24 protein-coding genes, 1 pseudogene and 1 riboswitch are annotated in these 25,756 nt (G+C 46.8%); of the genes and pseudogenes, 8 read left to right on the forward strand and 17 right to left on the reverse strand.

Annotated elements, in window-relative coordinates; genetic code table 11:
- Positions 1-38 precede the first annotated feature (38 nt).
- On the reverse strand, positions 39-629 hold the full coding sequence (locus V756_RS0102035; RefSeq protein ID WP_024713186.1) for a DNA-3-methyladenine glycosylase: 591 nt from the start codon (positions 627-629) through the stop codon (positions 39-41).
- A 128-nt stretch (positions 630-757) separates the two neighbouring features.
- Here V756_RS0102035 and katX point away from each other — a divergent pair, with 128 nt between their 5' ends.
- Entirely contained in the window at positions 758-2,401 is a 1,644-nt protein-coding gene (katX, locus tag V756_RS0102040) for a catalase KatX (protein WP_024713187.1), read from the forward strand.
- A 90-nt stretch (positions 2,402-2,491) separates the two neighbouring features.
- Positions 2,492-2,584 (forward strand): annotated as a pseudogene (locus tag V756_RS1000000124780) (hypothetical protein); the annotation flags it as partial.
- Positions 2,585-2,630: 46 nt separating this feature from the next.
- Here V756_RS1000000124780 and V756_RS0102050 read toward each other — a convergent pair.
- From V756_RS0102050 to sigY, 6 genes are read right to left on the reverse strand one after another with little or no spacing between them, the layout of a single operon-like run.
- A complete protein-coding gene (locus V756_RS0102050) occupies positions 2,631-3,407 on the reverse strand; it encodes an ABC transporter permease (protein WP_024713188.1) in 777 nt (258 codons plus the stop codon).
- Positions 3,404-4,291, reverse strand: a complete 888-nt coding sequence (locus V756_RS0102055; protein WP_024713189.1) for an ABC transporter ATP-binding protein — start codon at positions 4,289-4,291, stop codon at positions 3,404-3,406. Before V756_RS0102055 ends, V756_RS0102050 begins: the two co-directional genes overlap by 4 nt.
- 6 nt (positions 4,292-4,297) lie before the next feature.
- Positions 4,298-4,486 carry a sigma Y negative regulator YxlE gene (gene yxlE, locus V756_RS0102060; protein WP_003218770.1) on the reverse strand — a complete coding sequence of 63 codons (189 nt, stop codon included), beginning with the start codon at positions 4,484-4,486 and terminating at the stop codon, positions 4,298-4,300.
- On the reverse strand, positions 4,486-4,689 hold the full coding sequence (locus tag V756_RS0102065) for a hypothetical protein (protein ID WP_024713190.1): 204 nt from the start codon (positions 4,687-4,689) through the stop codon (positions 4,486-4,488). Before V756_RS0102065 ends, yxlE begins: the two co-directional genes overlap by 1 nt.
- Positions 4,686-5,006, reverse strand: coding sequence for a YxlC family protein (locus tag V756_RS0102070; protein ID WP_024713191.1), 321 nt, complete (start codon positions 5,004-5,006; stop codon positions 4,686-4,688). The genes V756_RS0102065 and V756_RS0102070 overlap by 4 nt, the downstream gene beginning before the upstream one ends.
- Positions 4,999-5,535, reverse strand: coding sequence for an RNA polymerase sigma factor SigY (gene sigY, locus V756_RS0102075; protein ID WP_024713192.1), 537 nt, complete (start codon positions 5,533-5,535; stop codon positions 4,999-5,001). The genes V756_RS0102070 and sigY overlap by 8 nt, the downstream gene beginning before the upstream one ends.
- Before the next feature lie 211 nt (positions 5,536-5,746).
- On the opposite strand from sigY, the gene V756_RS0102080 reads away from it, so the two are divergent.
- The gene (locus V756_RS0102080; RefSeq protein ID WP_024713193.1) at positions 5,747-7,120 is read left to right on the forward strand and encodes a cytosine permease; all 1,374 of its coding nucleotides are present in this window, start codon (positions 5,747-5,749) and stop codon (positions 7,118-7,120) included.
- 13 nt (positions 7,121-7,133) lie between these two features.
- On the opposite strand, the gene V756_RS0102085 is transcribed toward V756_RS0102080, so the two are convergent.
- The 5 genes from V756_RS0102085 to cydA all read right to left on the reverse strand — a co-directional run bounded on the left by V756_RS0102085 (position 7,134) and on the right by cydA (position 13,885).
- On the reverse strand, positions 7,134-7,964 hold the full coding sequence (locus tag V756_RS0102085) for an NAD(P)H-hydrate dehydratase (RefSeq protein ID WP_024713194.1): 831 nt from the start codon (positions 7,962-7,964) through the stop codon (positions 7,134-7,136).
- Positions 7,965-8,048: 84 nt separating this feature from the next.
- Positions 8,049-9,779: a thiol reductant ABC exporter subunit CydC gene (cydC, locus tag V756_RS0102090; RefSeq protein ID WP_024713195.1), complete on the reverse strand. Its 1,731-nt coding sequence runs from the start codon at positions 9,777-9,779 to the stop codon at positions 8,049-8,051.
- The gene (gene cydD / locus V756_RS0102095; RefSeq protein WP_024713196.1) at positions 9,776-11,479 is read right to left on the reverse strand and encodes a thiol reductant ABC exporter subunit CydD; all 1,704 of its coding nucleotides are present in this window, start codon (positions 11,477-11,479) and stop codon (positions 9,776-9,778) included. Before cydD ends, cydC begins: the two co-directional genes overlap by 4 nt.
- The gene (gene cydB, locus V756_RS0102100) at positions 11,479-12,495 is read right to left on the reverse strand and encodes a cytochrome d ubiquinol oxidase subunit II (protein WP_024713197.1); all 1,017 of its coding nucleotides are present in this window, start codon (positions 12,493-12,495) and stop codon (positions 11,479-11,481) included. The genes cydD and cydB overlap by 1 nt, the downstream gene beginning before the upstream one ends.
- Positions 12,479-13,885: a cytochrome ubiquinol oxidase subunit I gene (gene cydA / locus V756_RS0102105; protein WP_024713198.1), complete on the reverse strand. Its 1,407-nt coding sequence runs from the start codon at positions 13,883-13,885 to the stop codon at positions 12,479-12,481. The genes cydB and cydA overlap by 17 nt, the downstream gene beginning before the upstream one ends.
- A 554-nt stretch (positions 13,886-14,439) precedes the next feature.
- Between cydA and cimH the strand changes: the two genes are divergently transcribed.
- From cimH to V756_RS0102120, 3 genes are all read left to right on the forward strand, one after another.
- Positions 14,440-15,792, forward strand: a complete 1,353-nt coding sequence (gene cimH, locus V756_RS0102110) for a citrate/malate transporter CimH (RefSeq protein ID WP_024713199.1) — start codon at positions 14,440-14,442, stop codon at positions 15,790-15,792.
- A 120-nt stretch (positions 15,793-15,912) separates the two neighbouring features.
- Positions 15,913-17,601 carry a M56 family metallopeptidase gene (locus tag V756_RS0102115; protein WP_081719746.1) on the forward strand — a complete coding sequence of 563 codons (1,689 nt, stop codon included), beginning with the start codon at positions 15,913-15,915 and terminating at the stop codon, positions 17,599-17,601.
- 58 nt (positions 17,602-17,659) lie between these two features.
- Entirely contained in the window at positions 17,660-17,845 is a 186-nt protein-coding gene (locus V756_RS0102120; RefSeq protein ID WP_024713201.1) for a hypothetical protein, read from the forward strand.
- A gap of 12 nt (positions 17,846-17,857) precedes the next feature.
- On the opposite strand, the gene V756_RS0102125 is transcribed toward V756_RS0102120, so the two are convergent.
- From V756_RS0102125 to V756_RS0102135, 3 genes are all read right to left on the reverse strand, one after another.
- Positions 17,858-18,697 carry a polysaccharide deacetylase family protein gene (locus tag V756_RS0102125; protein ID WP_024713202.1) on the reverse strand — a complete coding sequence of 280 codons (840 nt, stop codon included), beginning with the start codon at positions 18,695-18,697 and terminating at the stop codon, positions 17,858-17,860.
- 103 nt (positions 18,698-18,800) lie between these two features.
- Entirely contained in the window at positions 18,801-19,898 is a 1,098-nt protein-coding gene (gene msmX, locus V756_RS0102130) for a maltodextrin ABC transporter ATP-binding protein MsmX (RefSeq protein ID WP_024713203.1), read from the reverse strand.
- 118 nt (positions 19,899-20,016) lie between these two features.
- Entirely contained in the window at positions 20,017-20,910 is an 894-nt protein-coding gene (locus tag V756_RS0102135) for a PucR family transcriptional regulator (protein WP_024713204.1), read from the reverse strand.
- Positions 20,911-21,071: 161 nt separating this feature from the next.
- On the opposite strand from V756_RS0102135, the gene V756_RS0102140 reads away from it, so the two are divergent.
- Positions 21,072-22,529: an aldehyde dehydrogenase family protein gene (locus V756_RS0102140; RefSeq protein ID WP_024713205.1), complete on the forward strand. Its 1,458-nt coding sequence runs from the start codon at positions 21,072-21,074 to the stop codon at positions 22,527-22,529.
- Between the two features lie 39 nt (positions 22,530-22,568).
- Here the strand turns inward: V756_RS0102140 and V756_RS0102145 are convergent, their stop codons facing one another.
- On the reverse strand, positions 22,569-23,405 hold the full coding sequence (locus V756_RS0102145) for a YitT family protein (protein ID WP_024713206.1): 837 nt from the start codon (positions 23,403-23,405) through the stop codon (positions 22,569-22,571).
- A gap of 72 nt (positions 23,406-23,477) precedes the next feature.
- Positions 23,478-23,580: riboswitch (guanidine-I (ykkC/yxkD leader) on the reverse strand.
- A gap of 389 nt (positions 23,581-23,969) precedes the next feature.
- Between V756_RS0102145 and V756_RS0102150 the strand changes: the two genes are divergently transcribed.
- Entirely contained in the window at positions 23,970-24,515 is a 546-nt protein-coding gene (locus V756_RS0102150; protein ID WP_142675224.1) for a DUF4352 domain-containing protein, read from the forward strand.
- A gap of 72 nt (positions 24,516-24,587) precedes the next feature.
- Here V756_RS0102150 and galE read toward each other — a convergent pair whose 3' ends face one another.
- A complete protein-coding gene (galE, locus tag V756_RS0102155) occupies positions 24,588-25,607 on the reverse strand; it encodes a UDP-glucose 4-epimerase GalE (RefSeq protein ID WP_024713208.1) in 1,020 nt (339 codons plus the stop codon).
- Between the last annotated feature and the right edge of the window lie 149 nt (positions 25,608-25,756).

Below are 25,756 nucleotides of genomic sequence, written 5' to 3' on the forward strand. Positions count from 1 at the left end.
TTCTCAATCATTCCCCTGATTGCCGTTTGCTTAAACATCTAACGGGACACGTACCTGTTTCCCGTTACCCAGAAACGCCACGGATAATCGCGGGCCTCTCCGCTATTGTCAATGCCGATGCGGGGGCCTGTTGAAATCTGTTCCGGTGTATACCCGCTTTCAATGTAAAGCGGCTGTTCCGTGATCCAGCGTCCGTAGTCATTCATCGTGACGCCAAGCGCTTTCGTCAGCTTTCCGGGCCCGTTTGTCCATTCCCTCGGGCGCCGGCCCGCCCTTCTCTCCTCCATTAACAGCTGGCCTTCATGCGGCTCAATCGCCCTGATTAATACCGCTTGCGGGACACCCTCTTCTGCGGCAACGACATTCAGCAATGTATGGGTGTGCATCACGTATGTATACACCCGCCCAGCTTCCGCAAACATAATCTCAGTCCGCTTCGTCCGGCGGTTATTAAAGCTGTGGGCCGCTCTGTCTTCGGCACCCATATAGGCCTCTGTTTCCACAATAAAGCCGGACGCTGTGCCTTCGTCTGTTTCTTTGACCAGAAGGCAGCCGAGAAGCGACGGGGCAAGCTCAAGAGCAGTTTTTTGGTAAAACGTGATGGGCAGCGGGTTTTTGTCTCTCGTCACGAATCGACCTCTCCTTTTACCGATTTTTGTACATTGTACCATTCCCGAAGCAGCATAAAAAAAACGGCGGTTTTAAAATCTTTCCATTCAGGGCATATTGTTACCGTTCAAAAAAGGAGGGTCAACGAATGAAAGATGATCACCAGAAAAAACATCACGGAACAAATGCACAGAGCAGCGAGGAGGCGCTTTCTCACAAGACATCAGGAAAAAACGAGTCAGAGGAGACCTTAACGAACAGACAAGGGCACCCTGTCACTGACAACCAAAATGTGAGAACTGTCGGAAACAGAGGGCCTACAACGCTTGAGAACTATGATTTTCTTGAAAAAATCAGCCACTTTGACCGCGAACGTATCCCGGAGCGGGTGGTCCATGCCCGAGGAGCCGGTGCACACGGGTATTTTGAAGCGTACGGAAGCTTTGGAGACGAACCGATTTCAACATACACCCGGGCCAAGCTCTTTCAGGAAAAAGGCAAGAAAACACCGGCTTTTGTCCGTTTTTCTACGGTGAATCATGGAAAACACTCACCTGAAACATTGAGAGACCCGCGCGGCTTTGCCGTTAAACTTTATACCGAGGACGGAAACTGGGATTTGGTCGGGAACAACCTGAAAATCTTTTTTATCCGCGACCCGCTGAAATTTCCGGATCTTGTGCACGCATTTCAGCCTGATCCAGTGACCAACATCCAAGATGGTGAACGTATTTTCGACTTCATCTCTCAGTCTCCTGAAGCGACACATATGATCACCTTCCTATTCTCACCTTGGGGCATTCCAGCCAACTACAGGCACATGCAGGGCTCTGGCGTACACGCCTATAAATGGGTGAATGAGGAAGGCAAGGCCGTTCTTGTAAAATATCATTTTGAACCGAAGCAGGGCATCCGTAACCTGACACAGAAGGAAGCGGAAGAGATTCAAGGGAAAAACTTTAACCATGCCACACAGGATTTGTATGACGCGATTGAAAATGGCGATTATCCGGAGTGGGAAGTGTATGCCCAAATCATGAGCGATGATGAGCATCCTGAACTGGATTTTGATCCCCTTGATCCGACAAAGCTATGGTATAAAGACGATTTCCCATGGAAGCCGATCGGCAAATTGGTGCTCAATAAAAACCCGGAAAACTACCATGCGGAAGTGGAACAAGCTTCATTCGGAACGGGAGTGCTCGTTGACGGGCTTGATTTTTCAGATGACAAACTGCTTCAGGGACGGACGTTTGCCTACTCTGATACGCAGCGCTACCGGGTAGGCGCAAACTACCTGCAGCTTCCGATCAACTCGCCGAAAAAGCATGTCGCCACCAACCAGGAAGGCGGGCAAATGCAATATCGGGTCGATCGGGCAGAAGGACAAAATCCGCACGTCAACTATGAGCCATCCATTATGGGCGGACTAAAAGAAGCAAAGCAGGATGGAAAAGATCATACGCCGCATGTCGAAGGTGATGTAAAGCGTGAAGCGATCGACAGAACGAACAACTTCGGACAGGCCGGAGAAACGTACCGAAGATTCACTGAGTTTGAACGGAACGAATTGATTACGAATCTCGTTAATACGCTTTCCACCTGCCGAAAAGAAATTCAGGACCAAATGATTGAGAATTTCACAAAAGCTGATCCGGACTACGGAAAACGCGTGGCGGACGGACTGAAAAAAGTTGCCGAAAACAGCAATAACGGACCAATCGGCACAACTGACACTGAACAGGCGGCAAAGCAGGCTGAACAGGAAAGTCATCCGTCTGATCCGTATTAAAAATAGCAAACAGGACTTTTTTGGAGTCCTGTTTTTATATGTTTGATATTGAAACGCTTTCAGAAGTTGTACTGTACTGAAAGGAAAATTGTCAGCTCCATTCTTCTGAAATTTCCGCTTGGTCTTCTGCCAGACATGCTCTTTTCTTTGCGTAAACAATTATTAATTCCCGGATCTGGATTTCCCGCTGCCTTTGTGTGATGCTCGCACAAAAGTGCAGCATGATCAATTAATAGCTTTCATACCGCCGGAACCGCCACACAGAAAACACGGCCAGAAGCATGATGCACAAAATGGAAAACAAAAGCGACCAACCGAAGAAATCCGCCCTCTCGCCATGAGTAAGGATGTGCTCCGCCTGCTTGCAAAGCTCAGCCGGAAGCCACTTTGCACCATCGGGAAAAAGCGATACAGCAAAGGAAACAGCAGCTGTCAGCCCAATTCCGAATGCCGCGGCTGCTCCGAGAGACCGAAACATCGTGCTCCCGGCCAGACCGGCAGTCACAATAAACATGATCCATAGAGCGTAGAGGCCAAGACTTGCGGCAAAACGGCTGAATGATGTGTGCTCAAACAGCAACCGGACGTAATAATAAGCAAGTCCGTATCCAGCTGCAAATGCCCCGATTCCGATCACACTTTGGGTGAGCCATTTGCTCACGATATAATGGGCTGCCGTTACGGGCCGCGACATGATCAGCGACGTTACACCTTGATTTCGTTCATTCGCTACGCTGCCCATCACACTGAAGATAATAAGAGCCATACCAAGCGTGTTGAATTGAGAAAGCGTGCTGACCATCACTTCAGACCCGGAAGGCACCGTAAAACTGATTTTCATGCCGTCAGGAAGGTTTCCTCCGTGTTCGATGATTTCAGGCATATAATAAATCGTCAGCGGCTGTGTAAGTCCCACGATCATCATCGCAATCGGCAGCCAGATCAGTTTTCCGCTTTTCCATCCTTCCAGCCATTCCTTCTGCAATAGCGTGATCATCACCTTCATGCGTGCACCACCTTTAAATAGACGTCTTCAAGCGACTCCGTTTTCTGTTCAAAATGGGTGACAGTCAAGCCCGTTCGGATACAGTCACTCAGCAACGTTCTGCCGGCGAGTGTATCAGGAAGCTCGAAAACAGCTTGAGACGGATTTATATAGACAAGGTCTGAGACGTAAGGCTTCTCTTCAAGCCAGCCCTTCAATTTCTCTTTCACTGAAAGGGTAAAAACGTTCGTTTGATGCTGTTTCTTAAGCTGCTGTAATTCGCCTTTCCATGAAACCTCCCCGTTATTCATGATGACCACCTGATCACACACCTGCTCCGCATCGTGCAATACGTGTGTAGAAAACAGGACGGCCATATGCTTCTTCAGCTCCCGCATCATGTCCATCACCTCGACCCGTCCTGACGGATCAAGAGCAGACACAGGTTCATCCAATATGAGCAGCTTCGGTTTATGGAGCAGCGCCTGTGCCAGTCCGAGTCTTTGCTTCATGCCGCCTGAATAGCCGCCGATTCTTTTGTGCGCGGATTCCTGCAAGCCGACAAATTTCAGCATCTCACCTATTTCCTCTTGGCATTTTTTCTTTGAAAGACCAGACAGTCTCCCGGCAAATGTTAAAAACTCGTATGCAGTCATCCACGAATAAAAAGCAGGATACTGCGGGAGGTACCCGATCAAACGCCGGTCCGGCTTTTTCTCCCCTAACAGCTTGATCGTTCCAGAGGTTGGCGAGAGCAGCCCGGCCAGCATTTGCAGCGTTGTGGTTTTACCGGCTCCATTAGGGCCTAATAATGCGACACACTCGTTTTCATTCACGTGAAAACTGACATTCTTTACCGCTTGATGATGCAGGTACGATTTGCATAATGATTCAATAGACAGCATGCCCGCTCACCTTTGCTTTCTGCCAACGGTAAAAAATAAAATCGGCCCGATAATATTGATACATACAATGATTGCGGCCCACATCCACTTTGGCCCGTTCGTCCGCTCTTCTTTTATACAGCTGATAAGAGCGAACACCGCAAGCACAAGCTGCAAAACAATCAGCGGCAAAATCATTTCCCAAGAAATATTCATTACTTGCCCCCCCTTTTCTCCCGGTCCGGCTTAATAACAAAAAAGTAATAGCAAATCAGAGGCATCGGTGCCTGAATCAGTCCGACAATCCCCCAAAACCATGCCATGCGATTTCGTTTTTTCGCATCAATAAATAAAAAGATTCCCTGCACCAATACGAAGAAATATGCGATCACAACAACGGCAATTTCTGTTTGTATCATCGGCGCTCCACCTCACATTCGCCGAGATTCCTTTTTTTCTCAGCCGCGATCAAAATCGGCAATACCGCAAGCACACAAACCTGAAGCACAATAAACACAGCGGGAGCTTGAGTGAATGCCAGGATCGCCGCACTCACAACCATCAGCGCGCAGAACACAAATAAGATGATCTCTTTTAGCAGTTTTCTTCTGCGTTCAGCTTTCATGTTCGACAGCTGGTGAAGCAGTTCTTTTTGATCCGGTATAGAGGGATTGGCTGTTTGATCAATTTTCTGCAATTCTGATTTGATATGAATAGATAGCTTTTCTTTATCCATCGTTCCACTCCTTTCTGATTTGCTGGAGCCCTTTATGGACTCTCGACTTCACTGTGCCTTCCTTGATCTGCAGCATCAGCCCGATTTCGGCGTAGGTATAGCCGTAGTAATGCCTTAATAAAACCGGCGTGCGCAGTTTAGGATCCAGCTTTGAAAACAGATCAAGCGTTTCGCTCCATTCTCCCCCTTTCACTGACACGTCCCACTTGATCTTGCGGATTGTTTCCTCGGTCACCGCCTGATTCCGTTTCCATTCTCTCTTTCTCTTTTTCTGGTGATCGAGATAAAGCCTGGATGCGATAGAAATCAGCCACGTGGAGAACTTGGAACGTCCTTGGAAGCTTCTTAAATGAATGTACCCTTTCAGAAAGGTTTCCTGAACAAGCTCCTCGCTGAGGTCAGGTCGAAGGGAAAGCTTCAGCAAATATTTATATAAAAAAGAATAATGATAGTGGAAAAGAGCTGTAAACGCTTCGTCGTTTCCCTCTTTCGCCTGTTGAATCAGCTGCTGTTCTTCGTGTGTATCCAATAGCCGCGATCCCCCCTTTTTGTTTTTCTGCCTTATGAGACGACACCGGATTTAAAAGCGTTCATCTTTTTTTACAATTCTTTTCAGCCATTGACAGATCAGGCTTCCCGGCCGTTTGGCTGCATATCCGCATTTGTAAACCCCCGCCCAGTCTGTTAAGCTATGACTTTATGTCGATTTTAAATAAAGATCCAATATGGAGGACGATGCATTGAAAGTAGAAAGGCGAACGATTGAATATATTCCGAAAGAAGAAAGACATGGAAAAGCGAAAGATTTATTTCCCGTATGGTTCGGGGCTAATATGCATATCACCACGTTAGTGACCGGCACGATTCCCGTTGCAATGGGACTTAATCTATTTTGGAGTGTTGCCGCTATTATTTGCGGAACCTTAATCGGTGCCATATTTATGGCGTCTCATTCCGCGCAAGGCCCTCAACTTGGCATCCCGCAAATGATTCAAAGCCGTGCCCAATTCGGCGTAATCGGAGCGATTCTTCCCCTCTTCTTAGTTATGTTTATCTACCTTGGTTTCTTCGCAAGCAGCACAATTCTGGCGGCTGGAACCTTAAGCAGCTTTGTTCCCATCCCGGGATCATGGAGCATTATAGGCTTAAGCGCCGTATGTTTTTTGCTCACCATTTTCGGCCATGATTTGATTCACAAAATGCAAAAAATCCTTTCCTGGACCTCTTTTGCCGTATTTTTTGCTGCGACGATACTCATTTTTCAATTGCCGATTCCGGTAGGCAGCTGGATTCCCGGAGCAGTTGATCTGCCCATTTTCTTAGTGGCGGTCAGCGCAGTCGCGACGTGGCAGCTTGCTTACGCGCCGTATGTGGCCGATTATTCAAGATATCTTCCCGTTCAAACACCGGCGTCCAAAACGTTTTGGTACAGCTATGCTGGCACATCTGTCAGCTCCATCTGGATGATGCTGCTCGGCGCTTTGCTGACGACAGCACTTCCTGACTTTACGACAAACTCAGGCAGCCAGATTGTCCAATTGTTCGGCCCCTTCTCGTTCATTATGCTGATCATTGTGTTATTCGGGCAAATGGCGATCAATGTCTTTAACCTGTATGGGGCTTTCATGTCCACCACGACCACGCTCGAGCCGTTTCTGAAGTTAAAGGTCACGCCTAAAGTCAGAATCATCATGATCCTCGGCGTCACGCTTGTCGGTACTGTCTTAAGCCTTCTCGGGCAAAGCAATTTTATGGATCTGTTTTTGAATTTTATCTTTTTCATCAGTTATTTCTTAATTCCGTGGACGGCAATCAATTTAGTCGATTACTACTTCGTCCGCCACGGAAAGTATCAAGTCAAAGCCATGTTCGATGTGAACGGGCCGTACGGAAAAGTCAATTGGATCACAACGATTGCGTTCGTTTTGTCCATCCTGCTGGAAATTCCGTTTATCAATACATCCTTTTACATCGGTCCGCTGGCCAAAATGTTTGGCGGCGGAGACATCGCATGGATTGTCGGCTTGGCCGTGCCTTCTGTGCTTTACTATGTATTAATGAAACCTCGTCTGAAAAAACGGGCGGGTTACCAAGAAAAGCTGTCTTCTCTATGAAGACAGCTTTTTATCATTCAAATCGTTTCCATACGCGAGGCAGCATGTCAGAAAGCTCGTGTGCGAGCAGCGTATGAGCGGAATGCTCATCCGTCCAAAGCTCAGCGCACACACCGTGCAGAAAGACCGCGTTTAATATGGCATGCTTCGGGTCATCGTGGCAGCAGAGCATGCCTAAAATCATGCCCGTCAGCGTATCACCGGTTCCGCCTTTGGCGAGCGCCCCGTTTCCGGTTGGGTTACGCCAGCATTCACCATCGGGAAACGCGATGACCGTTTGATTTCCTTTTAATACAATGACAGTCTGCAGCTGAACCGCCCATTCCTTTGCATATTCTGTTCGTTTGTTTTGTAATTCTTTCACGGACACCCCTGTTATACGGGAAAACTCCCCTGGGTGCGGCGTGAGGATGACGGGTGACTCCCGTTTCGGATACGTTCGTTTCGTCAATGCTCCGGCATCCAGAATAACAGGACAATCCGCCGCAAGCACATGATCAACTGCCTGCTGTACATTTTCTGTTTGCGGAAGACCTGACCCGATGGCAATCGCCCTGTACGCCTCTTCAAGCTTAGCGTCCGCCGCTTTTTTCCAGCCGTCACGCCAATAGGTCGCCTCTGGCAGAACAGGAACAATCAGCGGCATCACGCTTTCAGACGTACCAATGACAAGCTTTCCGAGACCGCTCCGCATCGCCCCGAGCCCCGCAAGAAGCGCCGCGCCCGGCATGTCGTCGCTTCCCGCCAGCAGCAAAGCCGTACCGTACGTACCTTTATGGCTCTCCGCATCTCTTTCAGGGAGCGAGGCCCTCACATGCTCTTCCGTCCAAAATGGAACATTCATCTCTATCCCTCCTCTGCTTACTCTTCTTATTTTTCCTTCCCCTTTTCTATTTCAAACAAAAAAGACAGCCTGGATGGCTGCCTTCTATTTTACAGGAACATCAAGGTGATACAGGCGGCGATACCGTTCGTTTGCCGCAAGAAGCTCCTCATGTGTTCCTTCCATTTCTGTTTTGCCGTTTTCGAGAAATACGATTTTATCGGCCGCTTCCACTCCTGCGAGGTGGTGTGTAATCCATAGAATCGTTTTTCCTTTTAGCACTTCAAACACCGTTTCCATCAATTCACGCTCAGTGATGGGGTCGAGACCGACTGTCGGCTCATCGAGGATGATGATCGGCGTATCCTGCAGCAAAATCCGTGCAAGTGCAATTCGCTGGCGCTCTCCACCGGAAAAGCGGATGCCGGTTTCCTGTACAGATGTGTGATATCCGTCAGGCAGCGACTCAATGTAGTCGTGCAGTTTGACCTGTTTTGCGGCGCGGCGCACATCCTCGTCACTTGCTTCCCCGTTCCCAAGCCTGATGTTGTTCAAAATGCTTGTATCAAACAGGTGCGGTTTTTGATTTAACACCGCCACCGCATCAGCAACTTGATCCTTTAACAATGCTGTCTCCACTCCGTTTAACGTCACAGACCCTGAGTCCGGTTTTAAAGCGCCCTCGATTAAGGCGAGCGACGTTGACTTCCCAGACCCGCTCCGGCCGAGCAGCGCCATTTTTTCTCCTTGGCGCAGTGTGAAGGAAAAGCGGTTCAGCACTTGGCTGCTATTGTCATACGAAAACACCACATCGCGAAAGGATAGTGTGACATCTTGAAGATCGAGCCTCGGCTCAGAAGCTGATTTTGTTAGCGGCGCCTCCGGCTGAGGAGCCACCTTGTTCATGCGTTTGATAGAATCCTGATAGCCAGGCACTTCGCCCAAGGCATCCGAAAGCGGCAGAAAGGCTTCCGTCAGCGGGAAGACCACAAGCACAAAAGCTGCAATCATTGTTTTGGCGAGTTCACCGTCTGCATGCTGCCCTGCCGTCCAAAACAGCATCAGCAAAATAAGGCCTGCGACAAAGCATTGCGCGGCAAAGTCCCGCCATCTCGTAAAGCGCTGCTTTTTCCGTTCAAGCTCAAACCAATCGTATTCCTCTTTTTCATAGGAATCAATAAATGCATGCCGGCGGCCGCTGAACATCCAGTCGCTGACACCCATCACGGCATCTGTCAGACGGCTGTACAGCACATTCCGCCCGCTTTTCAGCTTCGCATTCTTCGCTCTTGTCACGAGCAATGACACAACCGGAAACAGCACAACAAGAACAAACAAATAAAGCGCAAGCAATATGGCAAACGGCACAGAGAAGAAGCCGAGCGCAATCACTGAAACAGCATACAAAAGTAAAGCAGAGATCGCGGGAAAAATTGTTTTTAAGAAAGCATCCTGCAAATGCTCAATATCCTCAGACAAAATACCGAGCATATCCCCCGTGCGAAAACGAGAACGCAGCATCAGGGCACCCGGCTCAAGCATGTTGTAAAGACGGACACGCATGTCGGACACGATTTTCAAAATGATGTGATGCCCGACGAGACGTTCCACATATCGTGACACAGACCGCGCAATCCCAAAGGTGCGCACAGCGACAATCGGCACATAAATGAGCAGGATGTTTTCCGGTCTTGTCGCTGCCTTAGAGATCAAAAACCCTGAGGTAAACATAAGAAAAGCAGCAGAAAAAATCGTCACCGCGCCCAAAAAGATGACCAGAACGAACAGGCGAGCATTTTGCTTCATATACGGCAGAATCCATTCTTCTTTCTTCATGCTCTTTCCCCCAGTTGTGCCTCCACGAGTTTGGTGTACACACCGTTTTTCGCCAGCAACTCATCATGAGTCCCGATTTCCGCAACCTTGCCTCCGTCCAGCACGATAATTTCGTCCATATCGAGCATCCAGTGAAGACGGTGCGTCGCGAGAAAGACGAGCTTATCCTCAAATAAATCCAGCATTGTTTCTTTTATTTCATATTCTGTTTCGATATCAAGATGGGCGGTCGGCTCATCCAGCAGCAGGATCGGACGGTTTCCCAAAAAGGCGCGGGCCAGCGCGACACGCTGTGCTTGCCCGCCGCTGAGCGCTCGGCCGCCTTCTCCGATTCGTCCCTCTAATCCATCCGGAAGGTTGTCCATCATCTCCGTAAGCCCCGCCGCGGCAGCGGCGCGGGCTGTATCCTCAGCAGAAACGTTTGGATGATAGAAGCGAATGTTGTTTGCCAGCGTATCATCAAAAATGTACGGATGCTGCGGGATATAGAGGAGATTTTTCTGCCAGCTGCCGTCCTGCAAATGGGACCGGTCTGAACCATTAATCTCGATCATCCCGCCATCTGGCTCTAAGAATCCGCCGAGAATATCAATTAATGTTGATTTTCCGGCGCCGCTTGCACCGATGATGCCGATTTTTTTCTTTCCTTTGAATGACAGATCAATTTTCGACACCGAGCGGCCGACTGACACGCCTGACAGCTTCAGCTCATCCTGATCGGACCACATCCCAAGCTGAAGCGGCGCCTCCTCTTTAAAACCGGGCTGCGACAAAATCTCTTGAATGGTCTTGCCTGCTTCCTGTCCGTTCAGCGTTGCGTGATAATCATTCCCCACTTCCCGAACCGGCAGAAAATACTCAGGTGCGAGAATAAGCGCCGTTAAAGCGGGACCAAGCAAAATATCACCATCAATCAGACGCAGTCCCAAAAATACCGCGACTGTCGCTACCGACAGCATCGTGAAAAAGTCGAGGGCGAATGATGATAAAAACGCCACCCGAAGCGTGCTCATCGTTGCTTTGCGATACCGCTCGCTCACGTAGAAAATATTTTTGCTGTGCGACTTGCTCAAACCCAGGAAACGCAATGTCTCCAGCCCGCGAAGAGAATCAACAAAATGATTGGAAAGTCTCTGATAGGATTTCCACTGGCGATCCGCTTTTCTCTGTGCGACAAGGCCGAGGAGAATCATAAAGATGATCAGAATCGGCAAAGCAGCAACTAAGATGACAGCTGATGTCCGGTCCTGAAAGAACACATAAATGACAACCGCCGCAGGCACAATTGCCATGCTGACCATTTTCGGCAGAAACAGCTCCAGGTAGCGGCGGAACTGGCTGATGCCTTCCATCGCCAGCGTCACCATTTGCCCCGTCCCCTCTTTCTTTGCAAAGCGGGGACCTAAACGGAACAGCTGATCGAGAAAACTCTTTCTCAAATCTGCCCCAGTCCGGGCGGCATATTGATAGACGATCTTCTGGCGTGCCAGCGTCACCCCGTGCCGTGCGACAAAAGCGATCAGGAAAAAGCCGATCACCGGAAACAGGGAGGCGATACTCCCCCCATTGAACAGTCCGGTTACGGCTTCACTCAGCCACTCTGCCTGCATAATAATAGCGGCTGTCTGAATCAGCGTTAAACAAGTAATCACGATGAGAATCCGCTTCATTCCTTTATATCGAAACAGGTCTTTTCCCATTAATAAGTCATAGGCTCCTTATGGCTGACGCGCTTCCGGAAGACATAATAGCTCCAGATCTGGCTGCCGATCACAAACGGCAATAACGTTAATGCTGCAATTGACATGACTTTAAGCGAATAATCACCGGAAGAAGCGTTAGCTACTGTTAAATCGTACGCGCTGTGAAGCGAGCTGACCATTACCCGAGGGAATAAGGAAATAAAGATCATTCCTACAGTCAGCGCAAGTCCCGCGCCTGTCATTCCAAATGTCCAGCCGTCTTTTTTCTTACGGATAAATACAGCCGCAAGCATAAAACAGATGACAATCAAAACAACGAGCGGAATGGTAATCTCGCCGCGGCGTGTAAACATATCTGTCTGATACGCAGAAAGAGCCGCGAAAGCGAGAACCGCAACAAACACAACACCCATTATGTTTTGCGCCATTTTCCGGGCGCGTTTTTGCAAATCACCAATCGTACGCAGCGTAATGAACATTAATCCATGCTGGAAGCAAAGAAGTGTTACAGTCACACCGCCAAGTACAGAGTATACATTTATATAATCGGCTAGATGCGCGTGAATGTTCATATCGGCATCAATCGGCATCCCGCGGAATAATGTCGTGAACAGCACACCAAGCACAAACGGAGGAATCAGACTGCCGAAGAAAACGACCCAGTCCCAAACCTTAACCCATTTCAAATGCTCAACCTTGCCGCGGAACTCAAAGGCGACACCGCGGCCCATTAACGCAAGCAGCACAATGACAAACGGAATGTAATAACCGCTCAGCATCGTTGCATACCAATTCGGGAACGCCGCGAATATGGCTCCCGCACCAGTCAAAAGCCATACTTCATTCGCGTCCCAAAACGGCCCGATCGTGTTGATCAGCACTCTGCGTTCTAATTCATTATGGCCAAGAAAACGAGTCGCCATGCCGACTCCGAAATCAAAGCCTTCCAAAAAGAAGAATCCTACAAACAATACGGCAACGAGTATAAACCAAAGATCATGAAGAGATGCCATGGTATACCTCCTGACTAAATGGATCTGTTGATACAGGAACATCATGATGATCACTATGCTCCGCACCTTTTTTAATCTCACGGATGAACAAGAAGACAAGCAGTGCGCCCAGAATCAAGTACATCACACCGAATGCGATGATTGAAAATAACAGGGAACCTGCCGTTACGTTAGGCGACACGGATTGAGCGGTGGTCATTAAGCCCATAACCGTCCAAGGCTGACGTCCGATTTCTGTCATAATCCAGCCCGCAGAGTTTGCGATAAACGGGAAGGAAATCAACGCGATCATGATGCGCAAATACCATTTGCTGTTTTCAAGCTTTTTGCGGCGGTTTAACCAAAGGCCGCCTAACGCAGCAAGAATCATGACAACACCTGCGCCAACCATGATGCGGAAGCTCCAGAATGTTGTTTTTACAGGCGGAATGTAATCGCCTTTTCCATACATTTTTTCATACTCAGCCTGAAGTGTTTTCATCCCTTTGACACTTCCGCTGAATTTCTGATAAGCCAAGTAGCTCAGAGCGTAAGGAACTTTGATTTCATTTGAGCTTTTTTCATTTTTTGTATCGATCGTAGCAAAAGCCGTCCAAGCAGCAGGGTCACCGCTGTTTTCCCAAAGGCCTTCACTGGCAGCCATTTTCATCGGCTGTGATTCCATCAAGTGCTCAGCCTGCATATGCCCGCTAAGGCCGACACCAAGACCTGCACAAAGGCCGACGATCATTGCGATTTTAAAAGATTGTTTAAAGAACGGCACTTCTTTTTTCTTCAATAGTTTAAAAGCACTCACTCCGGCGATAAAGAAAGCCCCAGTGGCAAGCGCACCAAAAATAACGTGCGGGAATTCAACCCAAAGCTGAGGATTTGTAATCAGCGCGCCAAAGTCGTTCATTTCCGCGCGGCCGTTTTTGATCGTAAAGCCGACCGGCTCCTGCATAAAGGAGTTCGCTGTTAAAATCCAGAAAGACGACATAATCGTTCCGAATGACACGAGCCAGATGCAGAGAGCGTGAATTTTTTTCGGCAGGCGGTCCCAGCCGAAAATCCATAATCCGATAAAAATAGATTCCATGAAAAACGCTAATAATGCTTCAATCGCAAGCGGAGCGCCAAATACATCTCCGACAAAACGGGAATAATCAGACCAGTTCAATCCAAACTGAAATTCTTGCAAAATCCCCGTCACAACACCGACTGCGAAATTTATTAAGAATAAGTGACCCCAAAACTTTGCCATTTTGAGGTACAGCTCATTTTTCTTCACAAGATAAAGAGTCTCCATCAACGCAACCATAAACACAAGCCCGATAGACATCGGCACAAACAAGAAGTGAAATAACGTTGTTGATGCAAATTGTATGCGGGCTAGTACCAATTCACTCATGCTTTCTCCTCCATTTCCGGTTAAAACTGTTAATTTGCTCATTACTTCACAAACAGAACCGAAACTTTGATCAGTAATTCACAATATAGACGAAAAAAATATTGCTCAATATTTCACAAATGTGTCAAAAAGCCATTCAATATGATGCTAGAATGCTAGACTGACCAAATGACACAATTTCTAACTGGTTCATATTAAGTACTTTACAACGTATCATTTCAAAAATAAAGCCCGAAACACCTAAAAAGTCCCAAACTATGTGACGGATTATTGTCTATTTTGTTGCTGATTTATGACGGCTCCTAGGATAAATGACCCTTTTTTATCGTACATCAACACATCAATCCTTGCGAACAAAATGCTTGTCCGGCATCAGCACTCATTTCTCAGCACTCCGTCATAGTCCCACTTTAGTCAGAATGCCTCTTTCCATTTAAACCGGGAAGTAGAGACAAGTTGAATAGTAAATTTTTAATATATTAACAATTTCAATTTTTTAGTATACTTAACGTAGTGAACAATTTCACTGCATCAAGATTAGGGGAGGTTTTTCAATGGGAGAGCTTCAAACTCAAGTGCGATTGCAAACGGATACAATTCATGAAGGGGTTAGAAAAGAGAATTTGTTTGCAAGAGCCATGAATATAAAAGTAGGCATCATACCCCTTCCTGTGTATGCCCTGCTGTTTATATTAATCACTGTTTTTGTTATGCACCACAATGTAAAAAGTGACATCTTAACATCCATTGCCGTCATGGCGTTTTTCGGGTTTACCTTTGCCCAAATCGGCAAATCGATACCGATTGTTCGTTCTATCGGCGGCCCGGCCATCCTGGCTACTTTTATTCCATCCGCTGTCGTCTACTATCACCTGCTGCCTAATGATATCGTCAAATCCACCACAGAATTTACAGAAAACTCAAACTTTCTATATTTATTTATTGCCGGGATTGTCGTCGGAAGCATCCTCGGCATGAAAAGAGAAACACTCGTAAAAGCATTTATGAAAATCTTTATTCCGCTTATTGTCGGTTCTGCCGCGGCTGCTATTGTCGGACTGGCTGTCGGCACGTTGCTCGGGCTCGGATTTCAGCATACATTGCTGTATATCGTCATTCCTATCATGGCCGGAGGGGTCGGAGAAGGCGCCATCCCGCTGTCCATCGGTTATTCTGACATCATGCCCATTTCTCAAGGAGAAGCGTTTGCACTTGTTCTGCCGTCGATCATGCTGGGCAGCCTGTGCGCGATTATTCTAGCGGGCTTGCTGAATAGAATTGGAAAGAAAAAGCCGGAATGGACAGGCAACGGCAAAGTGGACCGGTCAGAACAAGAGTCCCCTGCGCTGCAGGAATCGCAAAGCGGTCAGCAAATGTTCAACCTTTCTTTATTTGCGTCAGGCGGAATTCTTGCAGTCTCCTTATATTTAGTCGGCATGCTCGCTCACGACTTTTTCGGTTTCCCCGCACCTGTTGCCATGCTGTTACTTGCTGTTCTGATTAAGCTGTTCAGATTGGCGCCTGCCTCAATTGAAAATGGCGCGTTTGGGGTCTCCCGCTTCTTTTCAACAGCTGTGACCTACCCGCTGCTATTTGCGATCGGGGTGTCCATGACGCCGTGGGACAAGCTTATCGCCGCATTCAACTTCAGCAATATCATTACGATTCTGGCTGTTGTTGTGACCATGATGGCTGTCGGCTTTTTTACAGGAAAATGGCTGAACATGTATCCGATTGAAACCGCCATTATCAATGCGTGCCATTCAGGGCAAGGGGGCACCGGGGATGTCGCCATTTTAAGCGCAGCTGAAAGACTCGAGCTGATGCCGTTCGCCCAAGTCTCTACCCGCATCGGAGGAGCAATTACAGTGACCTTAACTTTATTGCTGCTGCACCAATTTTATTGATACACCGCAAGCAAGTTCTTCGTAAAACGAAAGAGCTTGCTTTTTGCGTGTCCATGTTTTTGTAAGTTCCCATCCCATGCTATAGTAATAGTTGGAAATATAGATAGAAAGGACTCTGGCATGCCTATGGGAACAAATCTATTTCTCTTTGTGATTCTCGGGCTGGGACTTTACTTTTTATCAGCCCTGGCAGCAAAACTCATTCCGGCCGTAGATTTCTGGATTGATATCGTTCTTTGGGTTGGCGCTGCTGCTTATATCTTCTCTCATCAATCATTCATGGATGGCATTGTCTCGATCGCGACAATGTTCTACTGCTACTGGACCGCAATGGATCTCACTGTTTCAGATCGCGCGGAAAAACCTTCGGGAGATTGGCAGGAAATCGAACTTGCCAAAAACAACACCCGTCTCCTGTCAGACATCACGCTGACCGCCATTGTGTTTGCGGGCGCCGTCATTTTTTTCATCTTTGGGCCTGACCCAAGCCCCCTTAAATATGTGATCCTGTTCGGCATGATCTCCGGCGGAGGGGCACTGGTGAAGCGAATACTGAATGTTTTCAGTGTAACCGTTTTGTATTCAGCATCCTTGAACAAATTGCACATCAGCTCACGTTATGAAAACCGAACATACCCGCTTTCCGATTTGAAAGACATTCAGCTTGAATCAACAGCTGATCTCTTAAAGCTCCATCCGCTTCTGACGATGTATTCATCACGTTTAGATCTGACAACAAGCTTTCAGCAAGTCATCAAACTGTCTCTTCCCGGTGAAACGCTGTTTCTGACGGTGAAGGAACCGCAAAGATGGAAAGCGATCCTCCAGGAATACACAGATTCGGAAAACAACGAGGACACTGTGATATCAGTTTTGCCGTTTTATCATAGAAAAAATGTGAAGCGGCTGCTTGGGAAGCTTTATTTTGCCGCCAGCGTAAAAGGCATATCAGCTTACGCCTTATTGGTGCTCGCGTTATACGCCTTACATGCCTCCCCGTGGATCATGGGGGGTGCCGTGGTGCTGTACTGGGTATTCAACATGTATCTGTCAGATCGTGTTTTACGGGCGGCGATGGATGCCAAGCCTTGTCATCATCCGCATGTACAGGCAGCGGCCGACAAGATTTTCCGCAAGGCCGGCATTGCCCATGTCCGCCTATACGAAACGGAGAGCGATGATTACAATGGAATGGCAGTCGGCATGAATGTCGGAAGGTCAATGGTCATTCTGACAAGCGCCACACTAACCCTGCCGCATCATGTCATCGAAGGCATTTTGGCTCATGAGGCCATTCATATTAAAAAACGTGATGTTCTGTCATCACAGCTTTTACGTTTTCTTTATCTTGGCGCCATGGTGGGAATCATCCTTTTATTTGAGCATCATATCACCCATCCTGAGACCCATAAAATCGTGCTTTGGGTTTTCATTATGGCAATCATCATTTTGTATCAGCTCTATCAATCCTTTTGTTCACAATGGATGGAGGTTCGTGCTGACAACCTTGGCGCATCACTGCTGGAAGGCGGGTATAAACAAATGGCCGAAGCCTTGAGGATCTTGGCGGTTCGGCAGGATGAAGATACACAGAAACGAAGCGCTTACAGCTCTGAAGAAGTCGAGGACAAGCTTACCATCGACTCTCTCACACGCGATAAAAGCTGGTTTTTCAGATTAATTGATTTTCAGTTCTCTCCTCATCCTCCTATGTACTGGCGTGTCAGCACGTTATTGTCGAATAAAGGACATGGGGTGCTGAAGCGCTGGCTCAGAGACCGCCTGAAAGAGTCAATCTCTTTGAAATGAAACCGCTCAGCGTTTCATCCGTATAACAGGTATGGTGAAAAAAAGGGAGTGACGAGAAGTGATTGTGGTCATTTTATTGATTATCTCTATTATTGTTTTTCTTTCAGTCATTCAGCCGCAGCCCTCGAAAAACAAAAGCCGCCAGCAGGCGGACAGCGGGTTTTTCGGTTTTTCAGACAATGGCTCGCACCATGATGGATGCGGTAGTGACAGCAGTGATTCCGGCTGTGGAGGCGGCGATTAATCGCCGCCTTTTTTATTTCATTGATTCGATGTACGCACCAAAAGCCGCGCCTGACATGCCCGGCGACACGCGCACACGATGGAGGCCATACATTCCCTGGTCTCTCGACGCCGCGCCCGGCTCTGTCGTCACGCCCATTTGATAACCCGTCGATTTGGCGGTCTTCAGCGTCTCTTCATTGTATCGCCCGACCGGATAGCTGATGATAGAGGTTTGCTGATGAAACATGCTGTCAAACAGCTTTTTCGAATCAGCCATCTCACTGTGCTGCTGTTCAGGCGTTAACCCGTTCAGCTCAAGGTGGTCAATCGTATGGCTTTCAATCGATACGCCATGCTTCGCCATTTCTTTCATTTGGTCCTCTGTCAGATGATTTTTATGCCCGATCGATTTGCCGATCATAAAAATCGTCGCCTTCATCCCGTACTTTTTCAGCACCGGATACGCATCTTGATAATTGTCTGTATATCCGTCATCAAAGGTGATCAGCACGCATTTCTCACTCGGCTTTTTATCCTGCGTCAGCATGAGATACGCCTCTTTTGGAGTCAATGTCTGATAGCCGTTATCATGCAGCCATTTCATATGCGCTTCAAATTCTTCCTTCGGGACACGGAGGCTGTTTCCTGAGGAAATGCTATGGTACATCAAAATCGGCAGTTTTGCCGGTTTCCCTGTTTTGATCCATTCGGATGTATCGTTTTCTTTCTTCTGAATATGTACTTTCTTTTCTTCCGGTTTCTTTTGTTCCGCTTTCGGCATCTGCTGCTCCGCGTTCGCCTCTTGATCAGCACAAGCCGCTAGAGCCAAGCAGCTTCCCAAAAGAAAAATGCTTAAAATCAATTGTTTCATCGTTCTCCTGCTTTCTGTCTATTTCTTCCTCCTTTTTCATCGGTTTGTTTGTGGGATTTTCAAGTGCAAAAAACCGGACATGTCTCCATGTCCGGTTTTGAATTTAGCGAATTCTCACTTCTGTCTCACTATCAAAGAAATGGCCTTTATTCATATCAAACGCAACCGTCAGCTCGTCACCTGATTGAATATCGAGACGGGCGTCGATCCGCGCGATAAAGTCTTGGTTGTCAATCTGCGAATAAATCATGATTTCAGAACCGAGCAGCTCTGCGACATTGATCTTGGCTTTTATCGAAGAGTTCTTATACGATTCCACGACAATCAATTCATCATGAATATCCTCAGGACGGATGCCGAAGATGACTTCTTTACCGATGTAGCCTTTTTCACGAAGCACCTTCATTTTCCCTTCCGGCACCGTTAATGCCGCAGAACCTATTTTGATGACGCCATCCGTCAGCTTTCCTTTAAAAAAGTTCATTGCGGGTGAGCCGATAAAACCGCCGACAAACATGTTTTCAGGGAATTCGTATACATCCTTTGGCGTCCCGATTTGCTGGATTTTCCCGTCTTTCATGACGACGATCCGTGTCGCCATCGTCAGCGCTTCTGTCTGGTCATGCGTCACATAAATCGTTGTGGTTTGCAGTCGCTGGTGGAGCTTAATGATTTCCGCCCGCATTTGCACCCTCAGCTTCGCGTCCAGGTTCGATAAAGGCTCATCCATCAGGAACACCTTTGCGTCCCGCACGATTGCCCGTCCAAGCGCGACCCGCTGTCTCTGGCCGCCTGACAGCGCTTTCGGTTTACGGTGCAAATACTCCTCAAGACCAAGAATTTTGGCGGCTTCTTCTACCCTTTTTTTGATTTCAGGCTTCGGCATTTTTCGAAGCTTCAGCCCGAATGCGATATTATCATAGACCGTCATATGCGGATAGAGCGCGTAGTTTTGAAATACCATTGCGATATCCCTGTCCTTTGGCGCTACATCATTGACCCGTTTGCCTTCAATATAAAAATCACCTTTCGAAATTTCCTCAAGCCCTGCGACCATCCGCAGCGTCGTTGATTTCCCACAGCCTGACGGGCCGACGAATACGATAAATTCCTTATCGTCAATGTGAAGGTTAAAGTCATCAACAGCTGCTTCCTTCTGATCATAATATTTATAAATGTGCTCCATCCGCAATTCAGCCATGTAACATCCCCCTTTGTTTGTAAACGCTTTCTTAAATTGAGTGTAACAGCAATCCCCTATCGCTGGAATGGGCAGTATTCATAAAATCCACCAGCCATTTTTCGTGCATATTTCCAATTTATTCTGAACCTTCGCTTTGCAGGCAGATAAAATAGGCGAGCAACGCGCCTTTATACGTTTTAATGTCTATCCCTGACCGCTCAATAAATTTATCAATTCGATATTGCAGGGTGTTGCGATGCAGATGCAGCTTTTTCGCCGTTAATGTGGCGTTTGAGTTATTTTCGATAAACAGCTTGATCGTTTTCCTCAGCTCAGATTCACTTCTAAATAAAAGCTCAGCTTCTTCAGAAAGCAATATTTCAAGCTTTTCTTTTTCTGTTTCTAATAATAAAAAAGGAAATATCATCTCAAAGGTCACACTCTGCATCTGGGGCAGCCGTTTTTCAGCAAACAGGAAATACGTCTGTTCACGGGCGTAATGGCTGCGCAAACTCTCATCCGGTTCATAAAATCTCCCGGCGTAAAAACGGACACTGAAATAGAAATCACTTTCAAGAACTTTAGCGAGTGATTCAAGTTCGTCTTTCCCCGCCGCCGCTTCACTTTCCTGCTCGACAATCACGCCTCTGTCCTCATGCTTCCACACTATCACAAAAGGCACCGGCCAAAAATGGCGAACCGCTTCCGCAAATGACGTCCGCTCTATCTTACCGAGCAAATGAAAATGAACAAATCTCGTCCGCTTTTTTATGTTCGCCGGCACTTCCCCTCTGGAAAAAAGAAACGCAAACCACTTGTTTTCTTCCGGCGGCTTCAAAGACATTTGATCGGACTCATCAGCAGGCGTCAAAAATGACTGCAGCAGCAATGTCTCTTTTTTGCTGATCTCCATTTTCGGTATGGAGATATATCTCTGACTGTTCTCATCAAAAAAGCATAGACAGTCTTCCTTTACGCAAAGCTCCTCAGACATAACTGAACCGGGATAAATAGCCAGCAGCGATTTCATAAGGTCTCCTCTCTTATGTAAGGATCTGTATATCCAGTATAAGGCGAATTGCACATGTTCTCCAATAAAAAAGGAGGATGATAAACTGAAAGAGTTCGTTTATTTATTGGTTTCAGCGGAAACAGTAAGGAATAGGCAGGACCAAAGGAGGCTGATCATCAATGGGTGCAGAAGCGTTAAACAAAAGTTATATCAACGGCAAATGGACCGAGGGGGAAAGCGGGCGTACGGAGGACATTTTGAATCCGTATGACCAGTCTGTCATCACAACAGCATCCTTAGCAACGGGCAAACAGCTGGAGGATGCTTTTGACATTGCACAGCAGGCGCAAAAAGAGTGGGCTAAGAGCACAGCAGAAGACCGAAAAGCAGTCCTGAAAAAAGCGCGCGGCTATCTACAGGAAAATCGTGATGACATCATCTTGATGATCGCCCGCGAAACCGGCGGAACGATCATTAAATCAACGATTGAGCTCGAACAAACAATTGCGATTTTAGATGAAGCGATGACATATACCGGCGAATTAGGCGGCGTCAAAGAGGTTCCATCCGATATTGAAGGGAAAATCAATAAGATTTACCGTCTTCCGCTCGGTGTCATTTCATCGATTTCTCCATTTAATTTTCCGATGAATTTATCGATGAGAACGATTGCGCCGGCGATTGCGCTCGGAAACAGCATTGTTCACAAACCCGATATCCAAACCGCACTGTCTGGCGGAACCATCATTGCGAAAGCGTTTGAACACGCTGGTCTCCCTGAGGGTGTCCTCAACGTCATGCTGACGGATGTAAAGGAAATCGGAGACGGCATGCTGACCAATCCGATCCCGAGATTAATCAGCTTTACAGGATCTACCGCTGTCGGGCGCCGTATCGGTGAAATCGCCGGGCGTGACTTCAAGCGGATGGCCCTTGAGCTCGGCGGCAACAACCCGTTTGCCGTCCTTTCAGACGCGGATGTCGATCGAGCTGTAGACGCCGCGATTTTCGGAAAATTTATTCATCAGGGGCAAATCTGCATGATTATCAACAGGATCATTGTTCACCAAGATGTGTACGATGAGTTTGTTGATAAATTCACCGCCCGTGTCAAACAGCTTCCCTACGGCGATCAAACCGATCCGAAAACTGTTGTCGGTCCGCTGATCAACGAGCGCCAAATCGAGAAGGCGCTGGAAATCATTGAGCAGGCAAAGGCAGACGGCATTGAACTTGCTGTTGAAGGAAAACGTGTCGGAAACGTCCTCACACCGTATGTCTTTGTCGGTGCTGATAACGGCAGCAAGATTGCCCAAACGGAGCTGTTTGCCCCGATTGCCACCATTATCAAAGCCTCCAGTGATCAGGAAGCGATCGACATGGCTAATGATACGGAATATGGTCTCAGTTCGGCGGTTTTTACCTCTGATTTAGAAAAAGGCGAAACGTTCGCCTTGCAAATTGACAGCGGCATGACCCATGTCAACGACCAGTCCGTCAATGATTCGCCGAATATCGCCTTTGGCGGAAACAAAGCAAGCGGAGTCGGCCGCTTCGGCAATCCGTGGGTGGTCGAGGAATTTACCGTGACGAAATGGATTTCGATACAGAAGCAATACCGCAAATATCCTTTTTAAACGAACGAATCCCTCTGCTTGACGTGCAGAGGGATTTTTTTATTTAGATATATCAACAAATCCTTCGCCAAATACATCGCGTACATCATGAACGATCACAAACGCTCTTTTGTCGCAGCTTCTGATAATTTTCTTCAGCATAGACAGCTCTTGTTTGTTAATGACGATATACAAAATCTCTTTCGCCTGGCCCGTATAGTTTCCCTTTCCTGATAAAATCGTCACGCCCCGATCCATCAAGGTATTCACCTGCTCTGCAATCTCACTCTTATTTTCCGAAATGACCGTAATGGCTTTTTTCGTATTCAAGCCTTCAATAATGAAGTCCATCACTTTCGTTCCAATATACAGCATTACGATCGTAAACATCATTCTTTCCGCACCAATAATAAAATAAGAGCTGAATACCACAATTAAATCAAAAAACAATAACGCGTAGCTGATATTCCAATCTAAATATTTATTAGCGATTCTGGCCAAAATCGCAGAACCGGCTGTCGTGCCGCCAACCCGGATAATCATCCCAATCCCGACTCCCGCAAATACACCAGCGAAAATCGTATTGATGATCAATTGATCAGACGGAATGCTCCAGCCGTGTGTCAGATGAAGAAAAAGCGAATTCGCCGCCACAGCAATCATCGTATAGACCGTTGTTTTTCCGTCCAGAAACTTGTATCCGATTAAAAGCAGAAACGCATTTAAGATAAAGTTCGTCACACCGGGAGACCACTGAAACACATAATACAAAATGAGCGTAACCCCAGTGACCCCGCCCTCCCCAAGGTCATTGGGAATGGCAAACAAATTAACCGCAAGCGCGAAGAAAAAAGCGCCAACCACAAGCGTAAGCACATCCAGTATTCTCTTTTTCATCACAAAACACTCCTTCTCCATTGTTCTCTCAAATAAAAAAACCCAGGAGGACGCTCTCTCAAAAAGAGCAGAAACTCCTGGGCTTTTATCCCACCGTGTCATAACAGCCGGGCTGCTATGTGTTTTCTCTCGGTCACAGTCCAATTTGCATTGCGGAACCCTAGAAAACCACTGTTTTTACCATATCATTTTCACTTTCAATATTAGCATTATAAGGGACGGTTGGAATTGGTTCAAGGGGTATTTGCGGAGATGTAACCAAATGAGCCATAAGAAAAAAAACAGTTTATCTATTAACAAATTAAAGAAATATCCGATAAGAAAAAAAGCATATATTTTACAAGTTAAATTAACTATAAATGCTAATTATTATAAGAAATTTATAATTTTATATTGACTAAGCAGAATAATATAGGCATTATAGTACATATGTTTCGTACATTTAATTACATAGGAGGAAATATAATGGCAGGTAAACTAGTACCTTGTAAAGCTTGCGGTCAAGAAATTGCAAAGGGCGTAAAAAAATGTCCTAACTGCGGTAAGGATCAACGTAACTTTTTTATGAGACATAAAATCATTACATTTATCCTTGCTATCGTTGTCATCATTATTATCGGTAATCTTATTGGCGGCGGAGGCGGTTCAGAAGCCACTTCTAAAACATCAAGCAGCAGCAAAGCAGAAACTGAAAAAACATACAATGTCGGAGATACTGTAAAAACCGAAAAAACTGAAGTGACAGTTACAAAAGTAGAAAAACGAGATTCTGTCGGCACTCAATTCATTGAAAAGAAAGCATCTGATGGAGGTACCATCGTTGCTGTTCAATATACAATTAAAAACGTATCTAAAAAACCGATAAGTTCTTTTTCAATTCCAACTGTTAAGTTAGTTGATGCAGATGGCACTTCATATGATGCCGATATCGATGCTTCTTCCACATATGCAACTGAGACAAAAGTTGACAACTCTAAAATATTAAGTGATCTAAATCCTAATATTAAAGTAACAGATGTAAAAGCATTCGAAGTGGACAAAGATGCCTACTCTAAAGGAACTTGGAAACTTAAATTCAGTAATGATGTTATTGTGAAAATCAAAAAATAACTGACAAGGGTGCCTGAGCTGGCACCCTTTTTCTCTCAAAAAAGGCCTTCTCAGTTGAGAAGGCCTCCATTCTTATTCTGCACTCTTATACCCATTCACATTAGAAGACTGCCATCTCCAGGAATCAGCACACATTTCCTCCAGGCCTCGTTTCGCTTCCCAGCCCAGTTCCCGCTTGGCTTTTGCAGGGTCGGCGAAGCAGGTGGCGATGTCTCCCGGGCGACGGTCCGCAAATTTGTACGGCACCTCTTTCCCTGACACTTTTTCAAAGGCTTTGACCATTTCAAGCACGCTGTAGCCTGTGCCTGTTCCGAGGTTGTATGCGTCGGCTCCTGTAGCGTTCAATACTTTTTCCAGCGCTTTGACGTGGCCTTCCGCGAGATCAACGACGTGAATATAATCGCGTACGCCTGTCCCGTCTTTTGTCGGATAATCATTGCCGAATACGCTTAATTGCTCAAGCTTGCCGACGGCTACCTGCGCCACATACGGCATGAGGTTATTCGGAATTCCGTTCGGGTCTTCACCGATCCGTCCGCTTGGATGCGCGCCAAACGGGTTAAAGTAACGAAGCAGCGCGACGCTCCACTCATTATCGGCTGTATGTAAATCACGCAATATTTGTTCCAGCATGAGCTTTGTCTGCCCATAAGGATTTGTCGCGCCTAATGGAAAGTCCTCTGTAATCGGTGATGTTTCCGGAACGCCGTATACCGTCGCGGATGAACTGAACACGATTTTCTTGACGCTGTATTTCTCCATGACCTCACATAAAATAAACGTTCCCGTCAGGTTGTTATGATAATATTTGAGCGGAATTGCTACAGATTCACCGACTGCTTTTAACCCCGCAAAATGAATCACAGCTTCGATTTCATTTTCCGAAAAAACGGAATCTACCGCTTCCTTGTCCAATAAATCAGCTTCGTAGAATGTTACATCTTTTCCTGTAATCTCTTTGACGCGGTTCAGCGCCTCCGCCGAACTGTTGGATAGATTATCAAGAACGACAATTTCATAGCCGCTGTTCAATAATTCAACACATGTGTGGCTTCCGATGTATCCGGCTCCGCCAGTAACAAGTATTGCCATGATGTAAAACCTCCTAAAAATGACCTGATATTATTATATAGTGTTTAGAACCAGCCTACATCCATTTTTAAGAAGTTTAATCGTTTATTAATCATTTCTTCATATTTTGCGGCCAATTTGATAGAGGTAAATTCATATTCCAGACCAGA

It is taken from the genome of Bacillus tequilensis KCTC 13622 (assembly GCF_000507145.1).
GTDB lineage: Bacteria > Bacillota > Bacilli > Bacillales > Bacillaceae > Bacillus > Bacillus tequilensis.